General features: G+C 62.3%; 11 protein-coding genes. 2 read left to right on the forward strand and 9 right to left on the reverse strand.

The annotated features are described in order from the left end of the window. Positions 1-19: 19 nt before the first annotated feature. Complete coding sequence (locus ACMRQN_RS07425; protein ID WP_418734447.1) at positions 20-652, reverse strand: phasin family protein; 633 nt, start codon at positions 650-652, stop codon at positions 20-22. Between the two features lie 265 nt (positions 653-917). Here ACMRQN_RS07425 and ACMRQN_RS07430 point away from each other — a divergent pair, with 265 nt between their 5' ends. Beyond that, complete coding sequence (locus ACMRQN_RS07430) at positions 918-2288, forward strand: ATP-binding protein (protein ID WP_418734448.1); 1371 nt, start codon at positions 918-920, stop codon at positions 2286-2288. A 260-nt stretch (positions 2289-2548) separates the two neighbouring features. Here ACMRQN_RS07430 and ACMRQN_RS07435 read toward each other — a convergent pair whose 3' ends face one another. The 6 genes from ACMRQN_RS07435 to lysA all read right to left on the reverse strand — a co-directional run bounded on the left by ACMRQN_RS07435 (position 2549) and on the right by lysA (position 10582). After that, positions 2549-3856 carry an RNA-binding domain-containing protein gene (locus tag ACMRQN_RS07435; RefSeq protein ID WP_418734449.1) on the reverse strand — a complete coding sequence of 436 codons (1308 nt, stop codon included), beginning with the start codon at positions 3854-3856 and terminating at the stop codon, positions 2549-2551. 318 nt (positions 3857-4174) lie between these two features. Continuing rightward, positions 4175-4831: an HAD family hydrolase gene (locus tag ACMRQN_RS07440; RefSeq protein WP_418734450.1), complete on the reverse strand. Its 657-nt coding sequence runs from the start codon at positions 4829-4831 to the stop codon at positions 4175-4177. A 247-nt stretch (positions 4832-5078) separates the two neighbouring features. Continuing rightward, positions 5079-6818 carry a proline--tRNA ligase gene (locus ACMRQN_RS07445; RefSeq protein ID WP_418734475.1) on the reverse strand — a complete coding sequence of 580 codons (1740 nt, stop codon included), beginning with the start codon at positions 6816-6818 and terminating at the stop codon, positions 5079-5081. An 8-nt stretch (positions 6819-6826) separates the two neighbouring features. Then, positions 6827-7909, reverse strand: coding sequence for a flavodoxin-dependent (E)-4-hydroxy-3-methylbut-2-enyl-diphosphate synthase (gene ispG / locus ACMRQN_RS07450; protein ID WP_418734451.1), 1083 nt, complete (start codon positions 7907-7909; stop codon positions 6827-6829). Between the two features lie 24 nt (positions 7910-7933). Further along, positions 7934-9217, reverse strand: a complete 1284-nt coding sequence (locus ACMRQN_RS07455) for a homoserine dehydrogenase (RefSeq protein ID WP_418734452.1) — start codon at positions 9215-9217, stop codon at positions 7934-7936. A gap of 9 nt (positions 9218-9226) precedes the next feature. Next, complete coding sequence (gene lysA / locus ACMRQN_RS07460; protein WP_418734453.1) at positions 9227-10582, reverse strand: diaminopimelate decarboxylase; 1356 nt, start codon at positions 10580-10582, stop codon at positions 9227-9229. A gap of 246 nt (positions 10583-10828) precedes the next feature. Here lysA and ACMRQN_RS07465 point away from each other — a divergent pair, with 246 nt between their 5' ends. Then, the gene (locus tag ACMRQN_RS07465) at positions 10829-11224 is read left to right on the forward strand and encodes a molybdenum cofactor biosynthesis protein MoaE (protein WP_158049291.1); all 396 of its coding nucleotides are present in this window, start codon (positions 10829-10831) and stop codon (positions 11222-11224) included. 102 nt (positions 11225-11326) lie between these two features. Here the strand turns inward: ACMRQN_RS07465 and ACMRQN_RS07470 are convergent, their stop codons facing one another. Together ACMRQN_RS07470 and ACMRQN_RS07475 are read right to left on the reverse strand one after the other, a co-directional pair. Then, positions 11327-14350 carry a tetratricopeptide repeat protein gene (locus tag ACMRQN_RS07470; protein ID WP_418734454.1) on the reverse strand — a complete coding sequence of 1008 codons (3024 nt, stop codon included), beginning with the start codon at positions 14348-14350 and terminating at the stop codon, positions 11327-11329. Positions 14351-14571: 221 nt separating this feature from the next. Next, a complete protein-coding gene (locus ACMRQN_RS07475) occupies positions 14572-14955 on the reverse strand; it encodes a NifB/NifX family molybdenum-iron cluster-binding protein (RefSeq protein ID WP_297153789.1) in 384 nt (127 codons plus the stop codon). Positions 14956-15086 lie beyond the last annotated feature (131 nt).

Below are 15086 nucleotides of genomic sequence, written 5' to 3' on the forward strand. Positions count from 1 at the left end.
AACCCGTGGCGGCGCGGCGCTAGGCCGTGGGGGCGCCTTCGCCCTCGGGAGCCTCGGGGGCCTCGCCTGCGTCAGCGGCAGGTTCCGCAGCTGCGTCTGCGGCAGGCTCCACGACGACTTCACCTGCGACAACTTCCGCAGCCGGCGCCTCGGCAGAAGCGGCGTCCCGCTGAGCGTTCAGAGCCGCAGCCTCGTCGAGCACGGAACGCGCGCTATTGGCGACCGCCTCCACCGCTGTGCCCACCGCAGCGACTGCCGTCGCGCACGCGGTCTTCGCTTCGGCGATGGGGTTCGGCTCCGCAGCCGTGTCCGATGCCGATGCGGCGTTCGCGGCCTTCAGCTTCTCGGCCGCCGCCTCGGCGTCCTTCGCATTGGCGGTATCCGCCATTTCGCGCACGATGTTGGCGAACTCGACGCGCTCGTCGGGCGACATCATGGACATGCGTGCCTCGATGGTGTCGCGGCGAATGGATGATTCGAGATTCGATGCGCGGTGCTTGAGCTCGGTGTTGATCTGCTTGCCTTGCTCAACCGTCATCTCTCCGCGAGCGACCAGCTGGTCGACCAGCTCTTTGCCCTTTTCGGCGCCAATGGCAACCGCGCCGATGCCTGCCAGGAAAATACCTTTGAAACCGTCTCCGAGTGTAGCCATGATGGCCTCCTTGTCCCTCAGATGGACGTGCCGCGCGGCGACACGCGCTACTTATCCATAATGCCGCATTTGGGGAGAAAGGGCAAACCCAGGAGGAAAAACGTTGCCAGGGCGTAAAAAGCCCGAGCCACAACGACGGCAGAAAGAAGCACAGCAGAATTTCGTGTATCTGGAATACACGATTTTGCTGAAAAACGTGTACTTTGAATACACGATTTTCTATAATATCCTGTATTCCAGATACACGATTTTAATGCGAGGCGTTATGAGAAGAGCCATCGAAGCCACTATCGAAACCTGGGCAACGAAAGATTTCAGCCGCCCGCTGTTGATCCGCGGCGCTCGCCGCGTTGGCAAAACGCATGTCGCTGAAACCGTCGGCAGACGAATTGCCGGCGACGCCTTCATAAAACTCGACTTCCAAACCGACCTTAAGCTCATCGAGCCCCTGTTCGACGGCCCGACCGACGACGTCGACGGCATCATGGCGCGCATCGCCGACTACAAACGCATGCCCGTAGCAAAAGAATCCGCCTTCATCCTGCTCGACGAGGTTCAATTGTGCGAGCGCGCTTTGAACTCCCTGCGATTCTTCTCCGGTTCGGGTTGGCGCATCTGCGCGACAGGAAGCCAGCTTGGCGTTGCAACACGCAAGCGCAGGCTCCCCTTCCCCAGCGGAGTCCACCAAGAAACCATGCACCCCATGACGTTCGAAGAGTTTCTCTGGGCGCTTGGCGAAGAACACATGGCGGAGGCGATCAGGACTCACGCGCAAACGCTTGAACCCTACGCATCCCATAACCTTGCAACGCGCTATTTCCGCCTTTACCAGGCAATCGGGGGGATGCCGGCGGCGGTTTCCGCATATCTGCAGCAGCAATCGATTGATGACGCGCGCATCGAGCAGCGCGAAATCGACCAAACGTACACTGCCGACATGACTGACCCCGACAATGGCATCAGCGGCATAGCGGCACGCAAAGTGTGGAAGTCGATTCCGGCACAGCTCATGCGTTCGTCCACGAAGAAGTTCAAATATTCGGAAGTCGAACGGGGCGGGCGGCGCGCGAAATTGATGGAGCCTCTTGAATGGCTTGAAGGAGCAGGGGTTATCTCCCTAAACGAAATGACCGAATGCGTTGCGGCGCCTCTCATTCCGTTCGACGAAGAGGAGGGCAGCTTTTTCAAGGTCTATCTAGCGGACACGGGGCTTATGTTTTACAAGCTTGGGATAAACCCACGGCTTTGGCTCGAAGCGGAAGAGCTCGGCGCTGTGATTGCCTCTTCCGATTTCAGGGGCGCATTGGCGGAAAACTCCACGGCGCAAGCCTTCTCGTCCAACAACCTCCAAACGTGCTATTGGACGCCGCCAAGCTCTTGGAAGGCAACGGGTGAGCTGGACTTTCTCCTTCAAACCGACCGCATGGAAGTAATCCCCGTGGAAGTCAAGTCCGCGCGAAACGTACGGGCGAAAACGCTGGCCTCGTTTATGGAGAAAGCGCATTCCCCCTACGCATACATTCTTTCGGGGAATGACTTTTCGCGCAGCAAAACCGAGTTCGGAAACGAGCTGCGGCATATGCCCCTCTACGCCGCCTTCTGCCTCGACGTCGGATTTTTGCGCAGCGAGCTTTAGCGCAACTGAGCGGAACCACCACTCTATGCGCGATTTCGAAGCGCATTGCGAAACGAGGCCGGAGGGAGCACTGCGACTTCAACCGTCACTGGGATGTTGCGTACCGCATCGTAGTTCGCCGTATCAGTTGGGGTAAAAACGATATAGAAGACGTGCTTTCCTGGCGCGCCGGGAAACATGTCGCTCATGTCGGCTGCTGCAGCGCACGTTGGCTTTTACAACGTTTCAAGGTTTTGCCCGATTCCCGCCGACGAGGGTTTTCAAGATGTCTCGGCTCGGCGATACCGTGTGCTCCTCCCTGCCCCCTCGCGTTGGATAAGACCCTTGTCGTCCAGGTGGGAGAGAATTCTGATTGCCATGGTCTGGGAAACGCCAAGCGACTGTTCTATGTCGCTGCGCTTCACGACGGGATTGCTTTCGAACAGCCGGTACGCCCTCTTCTCGGAGTCCGTCAGTCCGTTAAGCTCGGGGCGGTCGACGTCGGCGTAGTTCAGATTGGGCAAGGTGACTTTGAAGGCGTTTGGCGTCGTTTGGATGGCCGGCTGCTTCCCGGCGCCGTCGTAGCATTCGTAAATCTTTGGGATGCCCGTCCCGTACGCCTCGATGAGCTTCAGGCGGTAGAAAACCTCCGCCAACCGCTTGTTCCGCGGGATGGAGATGCCGAGGGCGATATCGTCCGTCGAAACGCCTTTCACCAACCCCCCGAGCGTGACGAACTCGATTCTGTCGTCGAAGATGCTGATGAGGGCGGGCCCGCTCAGCGCGTAGTCCCTGTGGACGATGGTGTTCAGCAGCGCCTCGCGGATGGCTTCCTCGGGATAGTCCGGCATATCGATCCGCTTCAGCCCCTTGAACTCCGAGCGAAGCCGGTTGAACCGGTTGATGTACTCGTACGCGCCGTCCAGCTGCTTCAGCACAGATCCGCTCAGCTCACACCTATCGCGGAACACCGACTTCTTCCTCCCTTGGAAAACAGCGATCTTTACAGTATGCGGGCATTGGTCGGACAAGAGGAGCGCCAAGTTGGTGTGCACGCCATCCTCGGTGACAAGGCCGAGCGTACGCCGCTTTCCTTCCCCGAACGTCAGCCCTGCCTCAGCGAACGCCGTCTCCGCTTCGCTGAAAGAGAGGCTCTGCTCGAGCGATCGGGCGCTCTCGTAGCTTCCTCCATCCGTTTCCCTGATCATCTGCAGTATGGCCGCCTCAGAAGCGGGCACGGAGGACGGGCCCTGGCGAACGTAGACGCCTGCCGGACGGATGCCCTTGTCTGCAAGATAGTACGGGCAGGAAGTTCCTTTTTGAACCTCGATGGCGATGATGGTCTTGTTCTCGACTTCCCGCGCGCTGCACGACACATGCATCGTCACATCGGGTTTGATGGCGTCGCGAAGCGCGTTCTGCGCGCGAAGGATGGTCTTGTCGACATCGTCGACGCCTACGACCCTTCCCGAATCGTCGACGCCGACGAAGATGGTGCCCCCGTCCGTGTTCGCGAAGGCGACGACGGTCTTCTTGATGTCGTCGACGTACGTTTCCTTGAACTCGGTCGACTGATCTTCTCTTCTCATCTTCTCATCCCCCTTCTTTATCTAACACTATTCTATTATATTCTAACCAATCTAACACTATTCTAATCATTATTGCATCGATTTGTTTTTGACGGCAGCACCTGCGTATGTTGCTCACCAGAGGTGATTAGAGATGGTCAATATGACGGACGGGATGAGAATCGTCCAAATGCACCTGATGGAGAAGTCGACCAGGGGCATAGCGGCTAAGCTGAGACCCAACCGCAAGACGATCGACAGGTGCGTATCGCGCTACGAGGCAGCACAGCCGCAATCATGGCCGATGGGGCCCTGCCTGGCGCCTCTGCCAGCCCGGCGCTACTTCCCCATCGCTATCGGAACGAGTTCGGAAAGTGTGGTGATCGCGTAGTCGGGGTGCTCTGCCAGAAGTTCTTCGCGGGCGAACATGCCCCAGAGCGCGGCGACCGTCACGCAGCCGGCACCCCGTCCCGCCTGCAAATCGTAGGGGCTGTCGCCGATGTAGATGCATTCATCAGGCGAAACGCCGAAAAGCTCGCAGCCGTGCAGCACCGGCGCCGGGTCGGGCTTGTGCGCGGGGAACGTATCGGGCGCGACGAGGAAGTCGAAGTACCCCTCGATCCCCGTGCTCTCCATGGCGCGACGGGCGTTCCCGCTGCGCTTCGACGTGACGATGCCGAGCGGAAGCCCCGCCGCCGCAAGCTTCCCGAGCACCGCCGTCGTATCGGGAAACGACCTGATGAGCTGCGAGTGGATGCGGTCGTTGTGCTCGAGGTAGGTGTCGAAGAGTCTATCGTGCACCTCCTGGCTGCCATCAGCCCAGTCCCACATCTGCACCGTGAGCGGCTGGCCGATCTTCGCGCGCAGCTCCTCGTCGGGAATGTCGTGCCCTAACACCGTCTTCGTCGCGTAGCGAAACGACGCCAGGATGAGCGCCTCGGTATCGACCAGCGTGCCGTCCAAGTCGAACAAGACAGCTTTAACGGAAGAGGCCATGCAGTAGTCCAATCGATGAGGATGCGAGATATTTGGAGGGAAAGATAAAAGAACCCCCAGGTCGAACCGTGAAATTCAACAGGTCTCCAAGGAGTCAGCGAGAAGCGCCCTGGCGAGTGCAGATGCCCCGAGAATCCGAGGAAGCGTACTTAAAGTACGCGACGAGGATTCGCAGGGAGCAGCTGCGCCGTCAGGGCGCTTCGCAGCGTCGGCAAGTTCCGCGGGCCGACAGGTCCGCGGAACCCTCCTATTCGAAGATGCCCGCGAAAGCGCCCAGGCCGGAGGGGTGCTTGCGAGCGTTGCGCTTCGCGAAGCGCAGCAGCTCGGCGATGGTGGAAAGCGAAACGTCCTTCTTCTGGCCCGTGCGGCGCAGCTTCACTTCCACATTGCCCTCGGCCAGACCACGCTTGCCGATGACCACCTGCAGCGGCCAGCCGATAAGGTCGGCGTCTGCGAACTTCACGCCGGCGCGCTCCTTGCGGTCGTCGATGACCACGTCGAAGCCGAAATCGGCGATCTCGCTCGCGAGCTTCTCGGCCGCGGGCTGCACCTCGTCGTCGCCGACCGTGAGCGGAATAATGCACACGTGAGCAGGCGCGACGTTGAACGGCCACTGGATGCCGTTCTCGTCGTTGTGCTGCTCGACGATGGCGGCCACCGTGCGGGAGACGCCCACGCCGTAGCAGCCCATGATGAACGGGTGCTCCACGCCGTCCTCGTCGTGGAAGGTGGCGCCCATGGTCTCGGAGTAGCGGGTGCCCAGCTGGAACACCTGGGAAACCTCGATGCCGCGGGAACCCGAAAGCGGCAGGCCGCAGTCGGGGCAGCAGTCACCGGGCTTCACGACGCACAGGTCGGCCCATTCGTCCACCGTGAAATCGCGACCCTCTTCGGCGCCCACGTAGTGGTAGTCGTCCTCGTTCGCGCCGACAACCCAATGGCCGATGCCCTTCAGGCTGCGGGCGGCGATGATGCGCGTGCCCTCGGGCAGGCCGACCGGACCCATCGAGCCCTTGTGCAGGCCGAAGGATTCCATTTCCTCGTCGGTGAGCAGCTCAAACCCAGGAACGGCGCGCTCGGCTTTAATCTCGTTGAGCTCGTGGTCACCGGGGACGAACATCACGACGAGCTTGCCCTCGGCGTCCTTGCCGGAGAGCGCCTTCACCGTGGAGCTTTCGGGAATGCCGAGGAACTCCGCGAGCTCTTCGATCGTGCGGACGCCCGGAGTGTGGATCTTCTTAAGCTCGGTGGCCTCGTACTCCGTCGGACGGGCCAGGCACTCGCCAGCCTCGGTGTTCGCAGCGTAACCGCAGGTGCAGTGCACGAGCTCCGCCTCGCCCGCCGGGGCAAGCGCCATGAACTCGGTCGTCACCTTGCCGCCGATCTGACCGCCATCGGCCTCGACGGGGCGGTAATCCAGGCCGCAGCGATCGCAGATCGTGCCGTAGGCGCGGCTCATGTCGTCGTAGGTTTCCTGCAGCGATTCCTGCGTCGCGTGGAAGGAATACGCGTCCTTCATGATGAACTCGCGGCTGCGGAACAGGCCCAGGCGCGGACGGATCTCGTCGCGGAACTTCACCTGAATCTGGTAGAGCGTGCAGGGAAGCTCCTTGTAGGAACGCAGCTCGTTGCGGATGAGCGACGTGATGAGTTCCTCATGGGTGGGCCCGAGGCAGAAGCCGTGGTCGTGGCGGTCGACGAGGCGCATGAGTTCGGGGCCGTAGTCGTCCCAGCGGCCGGACTCGTGCCACAGTTCCGCCGGCTGCAGCGCCGGCATCATGATTTCCTGCGCGCCGATCTTGTCCATTTCCTCGCGCACGATGTTCTCGACCTTCGAGAGCACCTTGTAGCCAAGCGGCAGGAAGGTGTACACGCCCGAAGCGGTCTTGCGGATCATGCCCGCGCGGAGCATCAGCTTGTGGCTCGCGATTTCCGCATCCGCGGGGTCTTCCTTCAGCGTCGGAGCATAGAGCTTGCTCATTCGCATAACTTCACTCATAGTTTTCCTATCTCCTCCATCAACACGTCGACGATGGCGTGCTCTTCCACTTTCCGTTGCACCTCACCGTGCTTGAACACGACGCCTACGCCCGCGCCGCACGCCACGCCGATGTCGGCATCACGCGCCTCGCCGGGACCGTTGACGACGCAGCCCATGACAGCGACCTTTATGGGCTTGGTCGTGCTCATGAGGTTTGATTCAACCTGCTTGGCCAGCTCGATCAAGTTTACCTGACAACGCCCGCACGTGGGGCAGCTGATGATTTCCGGGCCGCGGCGGCGCAAATCGAGCGCCGAAAGCAGCGCCCAGCACGCCCGCATCTCGACGACGGGGTCGTCGGTAAGCGAGATGCGCATGGTGTCCCCGATGCCTTCTTCCAAAAGGATTCCCAGGCCAGAGGCGCTTTTTATGACGCCTTGGAACTGCGTTCCCGCCTCGGTGATGCCGATGTGCAAAGGGATATGGGGCAGATCGCGCGAGAGCTGGCGATACGTGCGCACCGTGGTCATGACGTCGTGAGCCTTCGCGCTCACCACAAGGTCGTGGAACCCGCGGCCCTCGCAGTATTCCACGTAGCCCGCGGCGGACGCGGCGAGCTTCTGCGGAAGCGTGAGGTCGCGCCGCGCGGCGAGGTCTTGGTCAAGCGAGCCCGCGTTCACGCCGATGCGGATGGGAATACCCGCCTCACCTGCGGCGTCGAGCACGGCGTCGGTCTTTGCAAGGCCGCCTATGTTACCGGGGTTGATGCGCAGCTTGGCCGCCCCGCGGCGCGCCGCCTCCACGGCGATCTGCGCGTCGAAGTGAACGTCGGCCACCACGGGAAGGGGCGATTGCTCGCAGACGCGCTGGAAGGCGTCGAGGCAATCGCGGCGCGGGATGGCCATGCGGACCACTTCGCAGCCCGCCGCGGCAAGTTCCCGAATCTGCGCGAGGTTGGCGTCCACGTCGTTCGCGGGCGCGTTCAGCATGGACTGCACCACCACAGGGGCGCCGCCGCCTAAGGGCACGTTGCCCACCATCACGCGGTGCGTGAGCTGGTTGGGCTTTTTATCGGTTATGGAATCGTTTTCACACATAGTTGGCATTGTAGCAGGTGCGCGCTAGCCCTCCACTCGGATCACCGACGGCTCGGCGCGCAGAACGTCTTCGAGCCCTGCGATTTCCGCAAGCACCGCGCGCACGCTTGCTTCCTTGGCGGTGTGCGTGACGTAGGAGAGGTTCACCGTCTCGTGCTCGGAGTTGCCGCGCTGCACCACGGAGCGCACGGAGACGCCGTGCTTGGCGAACACGCCCGCCATCGCGGCGAGCACGCCCGAGCGGTCGGCCACAGCGAAGCGGATGTAGTACTTCGTCTGCAGCTCCTCCACCGGAAGGATGGGCAGGTTGTCGGTGCAGGTGCAGCCCACGATGGGGGAAACGCCCAGCGTGAGATGGCGCGCCACCTCGAGCACGTCGCCCATGACAGCGCTCGCCGCCGGGCCCGCGCCCGCGCCCTCGCCGAAAAACATCGTCTCGCCCACGGCATCGCCCGTCACGTAAATCGCGTTGAACACGCCGTTCACAGTCGCGAGCTGGTGCGCCTTCGGGAGCATCGTGGGATGGACGCGCACGTCGATGCCGTCGGGCGTGCGATGGGCGATCGCCAAAAGCTTGATGACGTAGCCCATGTCGTCGGCGGTGTCCAGATCGAGCGTCGTGATGTTGCGGATGCCCTCGGTGTGCACGTCGTCGAGCGTGACGCGCGAGTTGAAAGCGATCGACGCCAAGATGGCAATCTTCGCCGCAGCGTCGAAGCCGTCGACATCGGCCGTAGGGTCGGCCTCGGCGAAGCCGCGCTCCTGGGCTTCCTTGAGCGCCTCGTCGTAGGAGAGGCTGTCGTCGACCATGCGCGTGAGCATGTAGTTCGTCGTGCCGTTCACAATGCCCATAACAGAGGTTATCTCATTCGAGATGAGCGAATGCTTCAGCGGGTCGATGATGGGGATGCCGCCGCCGACGGACGCCTCGAAGGCAAGCTCGCGGTTCATCTTCTCCGCCAGATGCATGACTTCCTCGCCGTGGGTCGCCATGAGCGCCTTGTTCGCCGTGACGACGTTTTTGCCCGCTTCAAGTGCCGACACGACCACGTCGCGCGCCACCGTGGTGCCGCCGATGAGCTCGATGACGATATCGATGTCGGGATCGTTCACGATGTCGTGGTAATCCAGCGTGAACAGGTCGCTTACGCCATGGGCTTCGGCCTGCTCAGGGTCGCGCGAGCAGACGCGGACAAGCTCCACGTCGATGCCGTAATGGCGTTTGAAGTCCTCCTTGTGCTTCTGAAGGATGTCAATGCAACCGCCACCGACCGTGCCGGTGCCGACGAGTCCGAGCTTGATGGTCATAAGGTCCTCCTAGATGTCGCGGGCGTAGAGGTCGGCATAGGTCTCGCGGCGCGTGACGACGCGGGCGGCACCATCTTTCACGAACACTACGGCCGGCTTGGGCTGGCCATTGTAGTTGCTAGACATGGTAGAGCAGTACGCGCCCGTTGTGAACACGCACGCGATGTCGCCGATTTCCGGATGCTGGATGGGCATGTCGATGACGACCGCGTCGCCACTTTCGCAGTGCTTGCCGCACAGCGTGACGATTTCGGTGCGCGGCTCGCCCGCCTTGTTGGCGATCACGGGCTCGTAGTCGGCGTGGTAGAGCGCCGTGCGGATGTTGTCGGACATGCCGCCGTCGATGGCGACGTACTTGCGGATGCCGGGCAGGGTTTTAAGGATGCCCACGGTGTAGAGCGTAACGCCGGCGTTGGCGACAAGGCTGCGACCAGGCTCAACGAGGATGCGCGGCTCGGCAACGCCGTATTCAGCGCAGAAGTCCTTGACGGCACGCGTCGTGCATTCCGCGAAATCGTCGATCGAGGAGGGCTTGTCGGTCGCGAGGTAGGCCACGCCCAGGCCACCGCCCAGGTCGAGCTCGGGAATCTCGATGCCGTATTCCTTCTGAACGCGCGCGATGAACTCGATCATGACCTGCGCGGCCTCGCGGAACGAGTGGAGCGCGAAGATCTGCGAGCCGATATGGCAGTGGAAGCCGACGAGCTTCACGTTGGGCGCCTCGATGGCGTCCTTCACGCACTTGAACGCGAAGTCGTCGAGCATGGTGAAGCCGAACTTGGAGTCCTCGCAGCCCGTGCGGATGTACTCGTGCGTGTCGGCCTCGACGCCGGGCGTGATGCGCATGTAGATGGCCTGCTCGACGCCGAGCTCGCCGGCGATTTCGGACACGCGGGCAAGCTCGATGCGGCTGTCGACCACGATGCGGCCCACACCTGCGGAGATGGCTTCGCGCAGCTCAGCGGGCGTCTTGTTGTTGCCGTGCACGAAGACGCGCTCCATCGGGAAGCCCGCCATCTGGGCGCAAGCGAGCTCACCGCCGCCCGACACGTCGAGGCAGAGGCCCTCCTCGTTCACAATGCGCACGACTTCCTTGTTCAGAAACGCCTTCGAAGCGTAGATGACGTCGGAGTTCTCGTAGCGCGAGCGAAACGCCTCGCGGTAGGTTTCCATGCGCCAACGAAGGTCGGCCTCGTCGAACACGTAGAGCGCGGTGCCTTCCTCGCGCGCGAGCTTCACCATGTCAACACCGCCGATGAACAGGTGGTTATCGCGAACCTCAGCCGTGCGGGGAAGAACCTCACCCAAATCCATGGTGGTGAGGTTATCGGGCTGCTTGCTGGTATCGGATGCTGGGAGAGACATAGCTGTCCTTTCTGATGCTGTGGAATTTTCCCAGTCTATCATTTGGGCGATGAGCAAGTATTTCCCATTCGTAAAATGCACGCGTTTTATAGGGAAGGGGAAGGTGAGCGGGACGAATAGCAAACCTGCCGATTCGCGGGAGCTGGGGTGCGCACGCCCCGCGGGAAGGCTCGCTTCGAGTACAATGGGCATCTAGATAGCGCCTGGGAAAGGGCGCCTGAACACTCAACGTTTTGGAGGCAACTTATGTCCAAACCCGAACCGTCGATCGACCAGTGGCTCAAGGAAGCCAAGGCCGACCCGAAAGCCGCGCAGTGCGGCATGTTCCTCACCCACAACGGCATCGTGCGCATCACGCCTAAAAAACAGGTGCGCGAAGGCGTCCAAGGCCTTGGGGAAGTCGCGAAGGTGCAATTCTCCTACGATGCCGAAGGCGTTGCCGCGGCCGAGAAGGAGGCGCTCACCTGGCCGGGCGTGTACTACGTGCGCACCTGGATGAACGAGGGCGAGCTTGGCGTGGGCGACTCCATCATGTACGTGCTCATCGGCGCCGACATCCGCCCGAACTGCGTCGATGCGCTGCAGAAGCTCGTCGGCAAGATCAAAAACGAGCTCGTCGTGGAAAAGGAAATCTACGCGTAGAGCTTTCGCGTGAACGCAGCGGCGCCCCGGGGAGAAAAGCCAACCCCGGGGCGCCGCACTAATGCAACGAAGCGAGCGGGGACGCGCCTCGTTGCATTTCCCCTAGTCGAGCGCCTGCGGCGGAAGGGGCGCGTTGAGGCTCTTATGCACGTTCACAAGTGCATCGTCGGGGCGATAGAACAGCCGCAACGCCAAGAGCGGCTGGCCGACCTGGAAGATGTTGTCGTCAATCGCCGTGCGCATGGCGTCGTCGAGCGCATCGAGCAGCGAGTCGAGCGGCGCGATGGGCACGCCCTCGCCTGCAAGGATCGCGTCGACGTCCTCGCGATCGATAGGGCCCTGTCCGGTCTCCGCCATCAGCCGATGCATCTCGATAGTGCATTGAGCCAGATAAATCGGGGCGATCATCATCGACTTCATGTAGCACGCCACGCCGAGCGCCGTTTTCCCCGCCTTCCATTCCACATAGGCGAGCTGGTAGTACGCAAGCGCGATCTCGTCGGGCTGCGTCGCGATTTCCAGGCAGCGCCTGAGCGTGCGCGAGGACGTGGACACGTCGCCCATGAGCATGTACGCGCGTGCCGTCTGGCGATACGCGGGCGTGTAGGTGGGCGCGACCTGGATGCAGCGCAGGCCGAACTGCACGGCCTCCTCGGCATGATTGAACGACTCCTCGAGAAGGCGAACCGACTCCAGGTAGCACATAGCCAAAGACGACGGCAACAGCTCGACGCGTTTTCCCTCATCAGGATGGGGGAAGGCAAGTCCGCTTCGCCAGGGTGCGCTCCCCTGCCGCTCGCGGTTGTAGATGATGCGCGACGCATACGTGTCGAACATGCGATGGACAGCTTCGGAGTTGTCCGCAAAGCGCTTGGACTCCTCAGCCTGGCGAATCGCCTCGCGCAGGATCGACGCCGCCCGATGCGGGTCGGCCTGCGCGACGGCGCGCGCCTGCCCGAGTGCATTCAGGTAAGGGTCCTCCCCCATAAAGCAGCTGACCAGCGCGTTTTGGTCGTGCGCGTCGACGTTGCCTTCGAGAAGGTCGGTCATAAGGCGCGTGCACGCCGCGAAAATACGCGGGTCATCGGCTGCGTTCTGCTCCGCCTGCGCCAGGCGGATGACCTCGGTGGTGCTCGTCGCGCGCGCGATCGCATCGGCAAGCCGCTCGCCCGCATGGCGCAGCTGGGCATCGGAGTGAATCCTTAGGTCACGAAGCGATTCAGCGCCGAATGCCTTCGCCTCGCGCGGACCGAAGGCGAGTGAGCCCACCTCGGGCAGCTCGCCGCGAATGCGCTTCACTTCGGCATCGACGGCATCATCGAGCGAGAAGTCGGCCGCGTCAACGCCGAAGCGCGCGCCGCATTCCGCGAACAGCTGCGCGGGATCGCCTTTAAGCGCCTCTTGGAAACAGGCGCCCTCGCAGATATTTCTCGTGAATTTCACCTGGTAGAGGGGGTGCGCGTCGCGGCTGCCGGCATCGGCGTTTCCGCTGCCGCTGCCGCTGCCGTTGCCACCGGGCTCAACGATAACGCTGCCGTCTTCGAGCTCGACGATGACGCTGCCGCCATCAAACTCATCTCCTTCAGCGTCAAACCCGTCGTCAAACTCGCCATCTTCGCCACCGAAACCGGCGCCAAACCCGATGTCGACGCCAGCGCCGTCGCCATGATTTTCGCCTACCGGCTTGCTGCCTTCGGGTTCGATCTCGCCGGCTGTTTTCAGTTCCCGTGCACAGACGGCCACCTCATCGATCGCGCATCCCGCATGGAATGCGGCTGCGGCGAGCATCATGCCCACGTGCTCGGCGTAGCGCAGCGCCATCCGCCCTCTCTCGGCGTCGGATCGATCGACCCAGGAACCCGCCTGGGAGGAATAAACCCGCTGCGGCATGAGCTGCGCAGGAGGAACGACCACCTCGAACGCGACCTTTCCGCAGCGCACGTCGACGCGGTACTCGACCATGAAGCGAACGGGCAGCTGGAAGCGCTCAATCGATTCCCCGATCGAGCGGCGGACGTCCCATTCCCCCGCCCTGTTCGGCGCCGCGGCGTGCTCGTCTGCGGGATGCGCGGCGCAGGGAGCCTGCGCAGCAACCGCTTCGAACAGCTGCGTATCGATGGCACCGCACTCATCAATTTCGGAAATATCCTGGTCAGGCGTATCGCAGCACCCCGCGCCTGTGCCTTCCTCGAGCTTTCGCGCGATGAGCACGAAGCGGTTGATCGCCGACTCGATAGCCCAAATCGTCGTCTCGGGAATGCCGTCGCCGCCTTCCCCGCGACCGAGGAAATACGTGTCCGAATAGCGCCGCGTCCGAACGAATCGCAGCGACGGCGCGTTCAACCCGTCGGTCTGGGCACCCGCCAGCACGCCCATCGCGTTCGCGTCGTAAAGCCAGCTTGCAAGCAGAAGCGCGAGCGACGGAGGCTGCATCGCGGGATCGAGGGCCGCAGAGCGGATGTCGTGCAGGGCGCCGAGCAGGTCCTTGAAGGGCGTTTCGGAGTCGAGGCTCTCCATGATCTCGCCGAGACCGCGCGCCGGGACCCGCGCACCGCCGAGCAGCGGGCGGAAGGTGAACGCGAAAAAGCAGCGGGCGAGCGCCTCGTGATATGTGAGGTTGTCCGAATGGGAGCCGAAATCGCACCAGGAATCGAAAAGCGAGTAGCGGCCGTTTTTCAGGGAGAAGCAGGCAACTTGACGAACCCCGCGCTTGTCGCGCAGCTGAACGGTGCCGCGAATCTCCTGATCGCGCTTGAATTTCGAGTTCGGTAGAACAAGCGTGCCGAAATCAGAGGGGGACTTCCCGTCCCACGGTCGCGAGAACAGGATGTCGGGATCGCGCGCCGGGGGCGCGAAAAGCGGGCGGTCGGTCACGAACGCGCGACCGTAGCAATCGACGTAACCCCAAATGCGAAACTTGTTTTCCGCGATGAACTCGACCAGGTAGATGTCGCCCGAGGAGGGAGTGATGCTCGAGTCGCGAATCCAGCCGAACGACGATGTCGGTGCAGGTCCGCCGGGCAGGGGCATCACCGCATCGGGCAGCACCTGGGGTCGCGTCCCAAATAGACCGACCCTGCCGTCGATGCGATACACGCCGTCCTTATCCGCCTCGCAATGCGCCATCAAACTTCCTTTCCTCTTGGGAAAAGGATAGCACTGCACAGCGCAGATGCCCCGTTTAACGAAGCGCAATGTCGATACAAGCGACCCGAGCGCACCAGCCGCGAGCGCACCAGTCGCGACGATAGGAGCCAACCCCCCGGCGAGCATAGCCAAACCCCCCAGCGGGCATAAAAAAGCGCGGCAGCTCGATTGAGTTGCCGCGCGGAGAAAACCTGGGTACCTTAGTGGTGATGGTTGCACGCCTGGTCGGCGGACATGATGGGCGCCTCACCAGCCGCAACGGCTCGAACGGCGTCGCCTACAATCGGGTGCTCGGCGTCATAGTACACCGTGATGCCCGCCTGGTTGAAGCCCATGAGCGGGCGCATTCCCATACCAGCAGCGACAATGGCGTTGCAGCCGGCGTCGGCGAGCAAGCCCACCGGGCGCAGGCAACCGCCCTCTTCGTGCGGCGGGTTCGCGACCATCGTCGCCTCTTCGGAGACCACGCCGTCGACGATTTCGACCACGGTGAAGCAGTCGCAATGGCCGAAATGGCCGGAGCGCTCAGCGTTGAGGCCAGCCGCGCCCATCGTCGGCACAGCGAGTTTGATCGAGGTAGTCATCTTGCCTTCTTTCTTCGGGAACTCCGTCCCGCTTCCCCGCATGCCGCGCAATCGACGCAACCCCGTCGCGGCCATGCATCCAACTCGTCTTATGGGACTTAAATTACCCCAAATACGGAGTATTTTGCCGC

Origin of the sequence: Ellagibacter sp., assembly GCF_048412355.1 — a bacterium.
Classification (GTDB): domain Bacteria; phylum Actinomycetota; class Coriobacteriia; order Coriobacteriales; family Eggerthellaceae; genus Ellagibacter.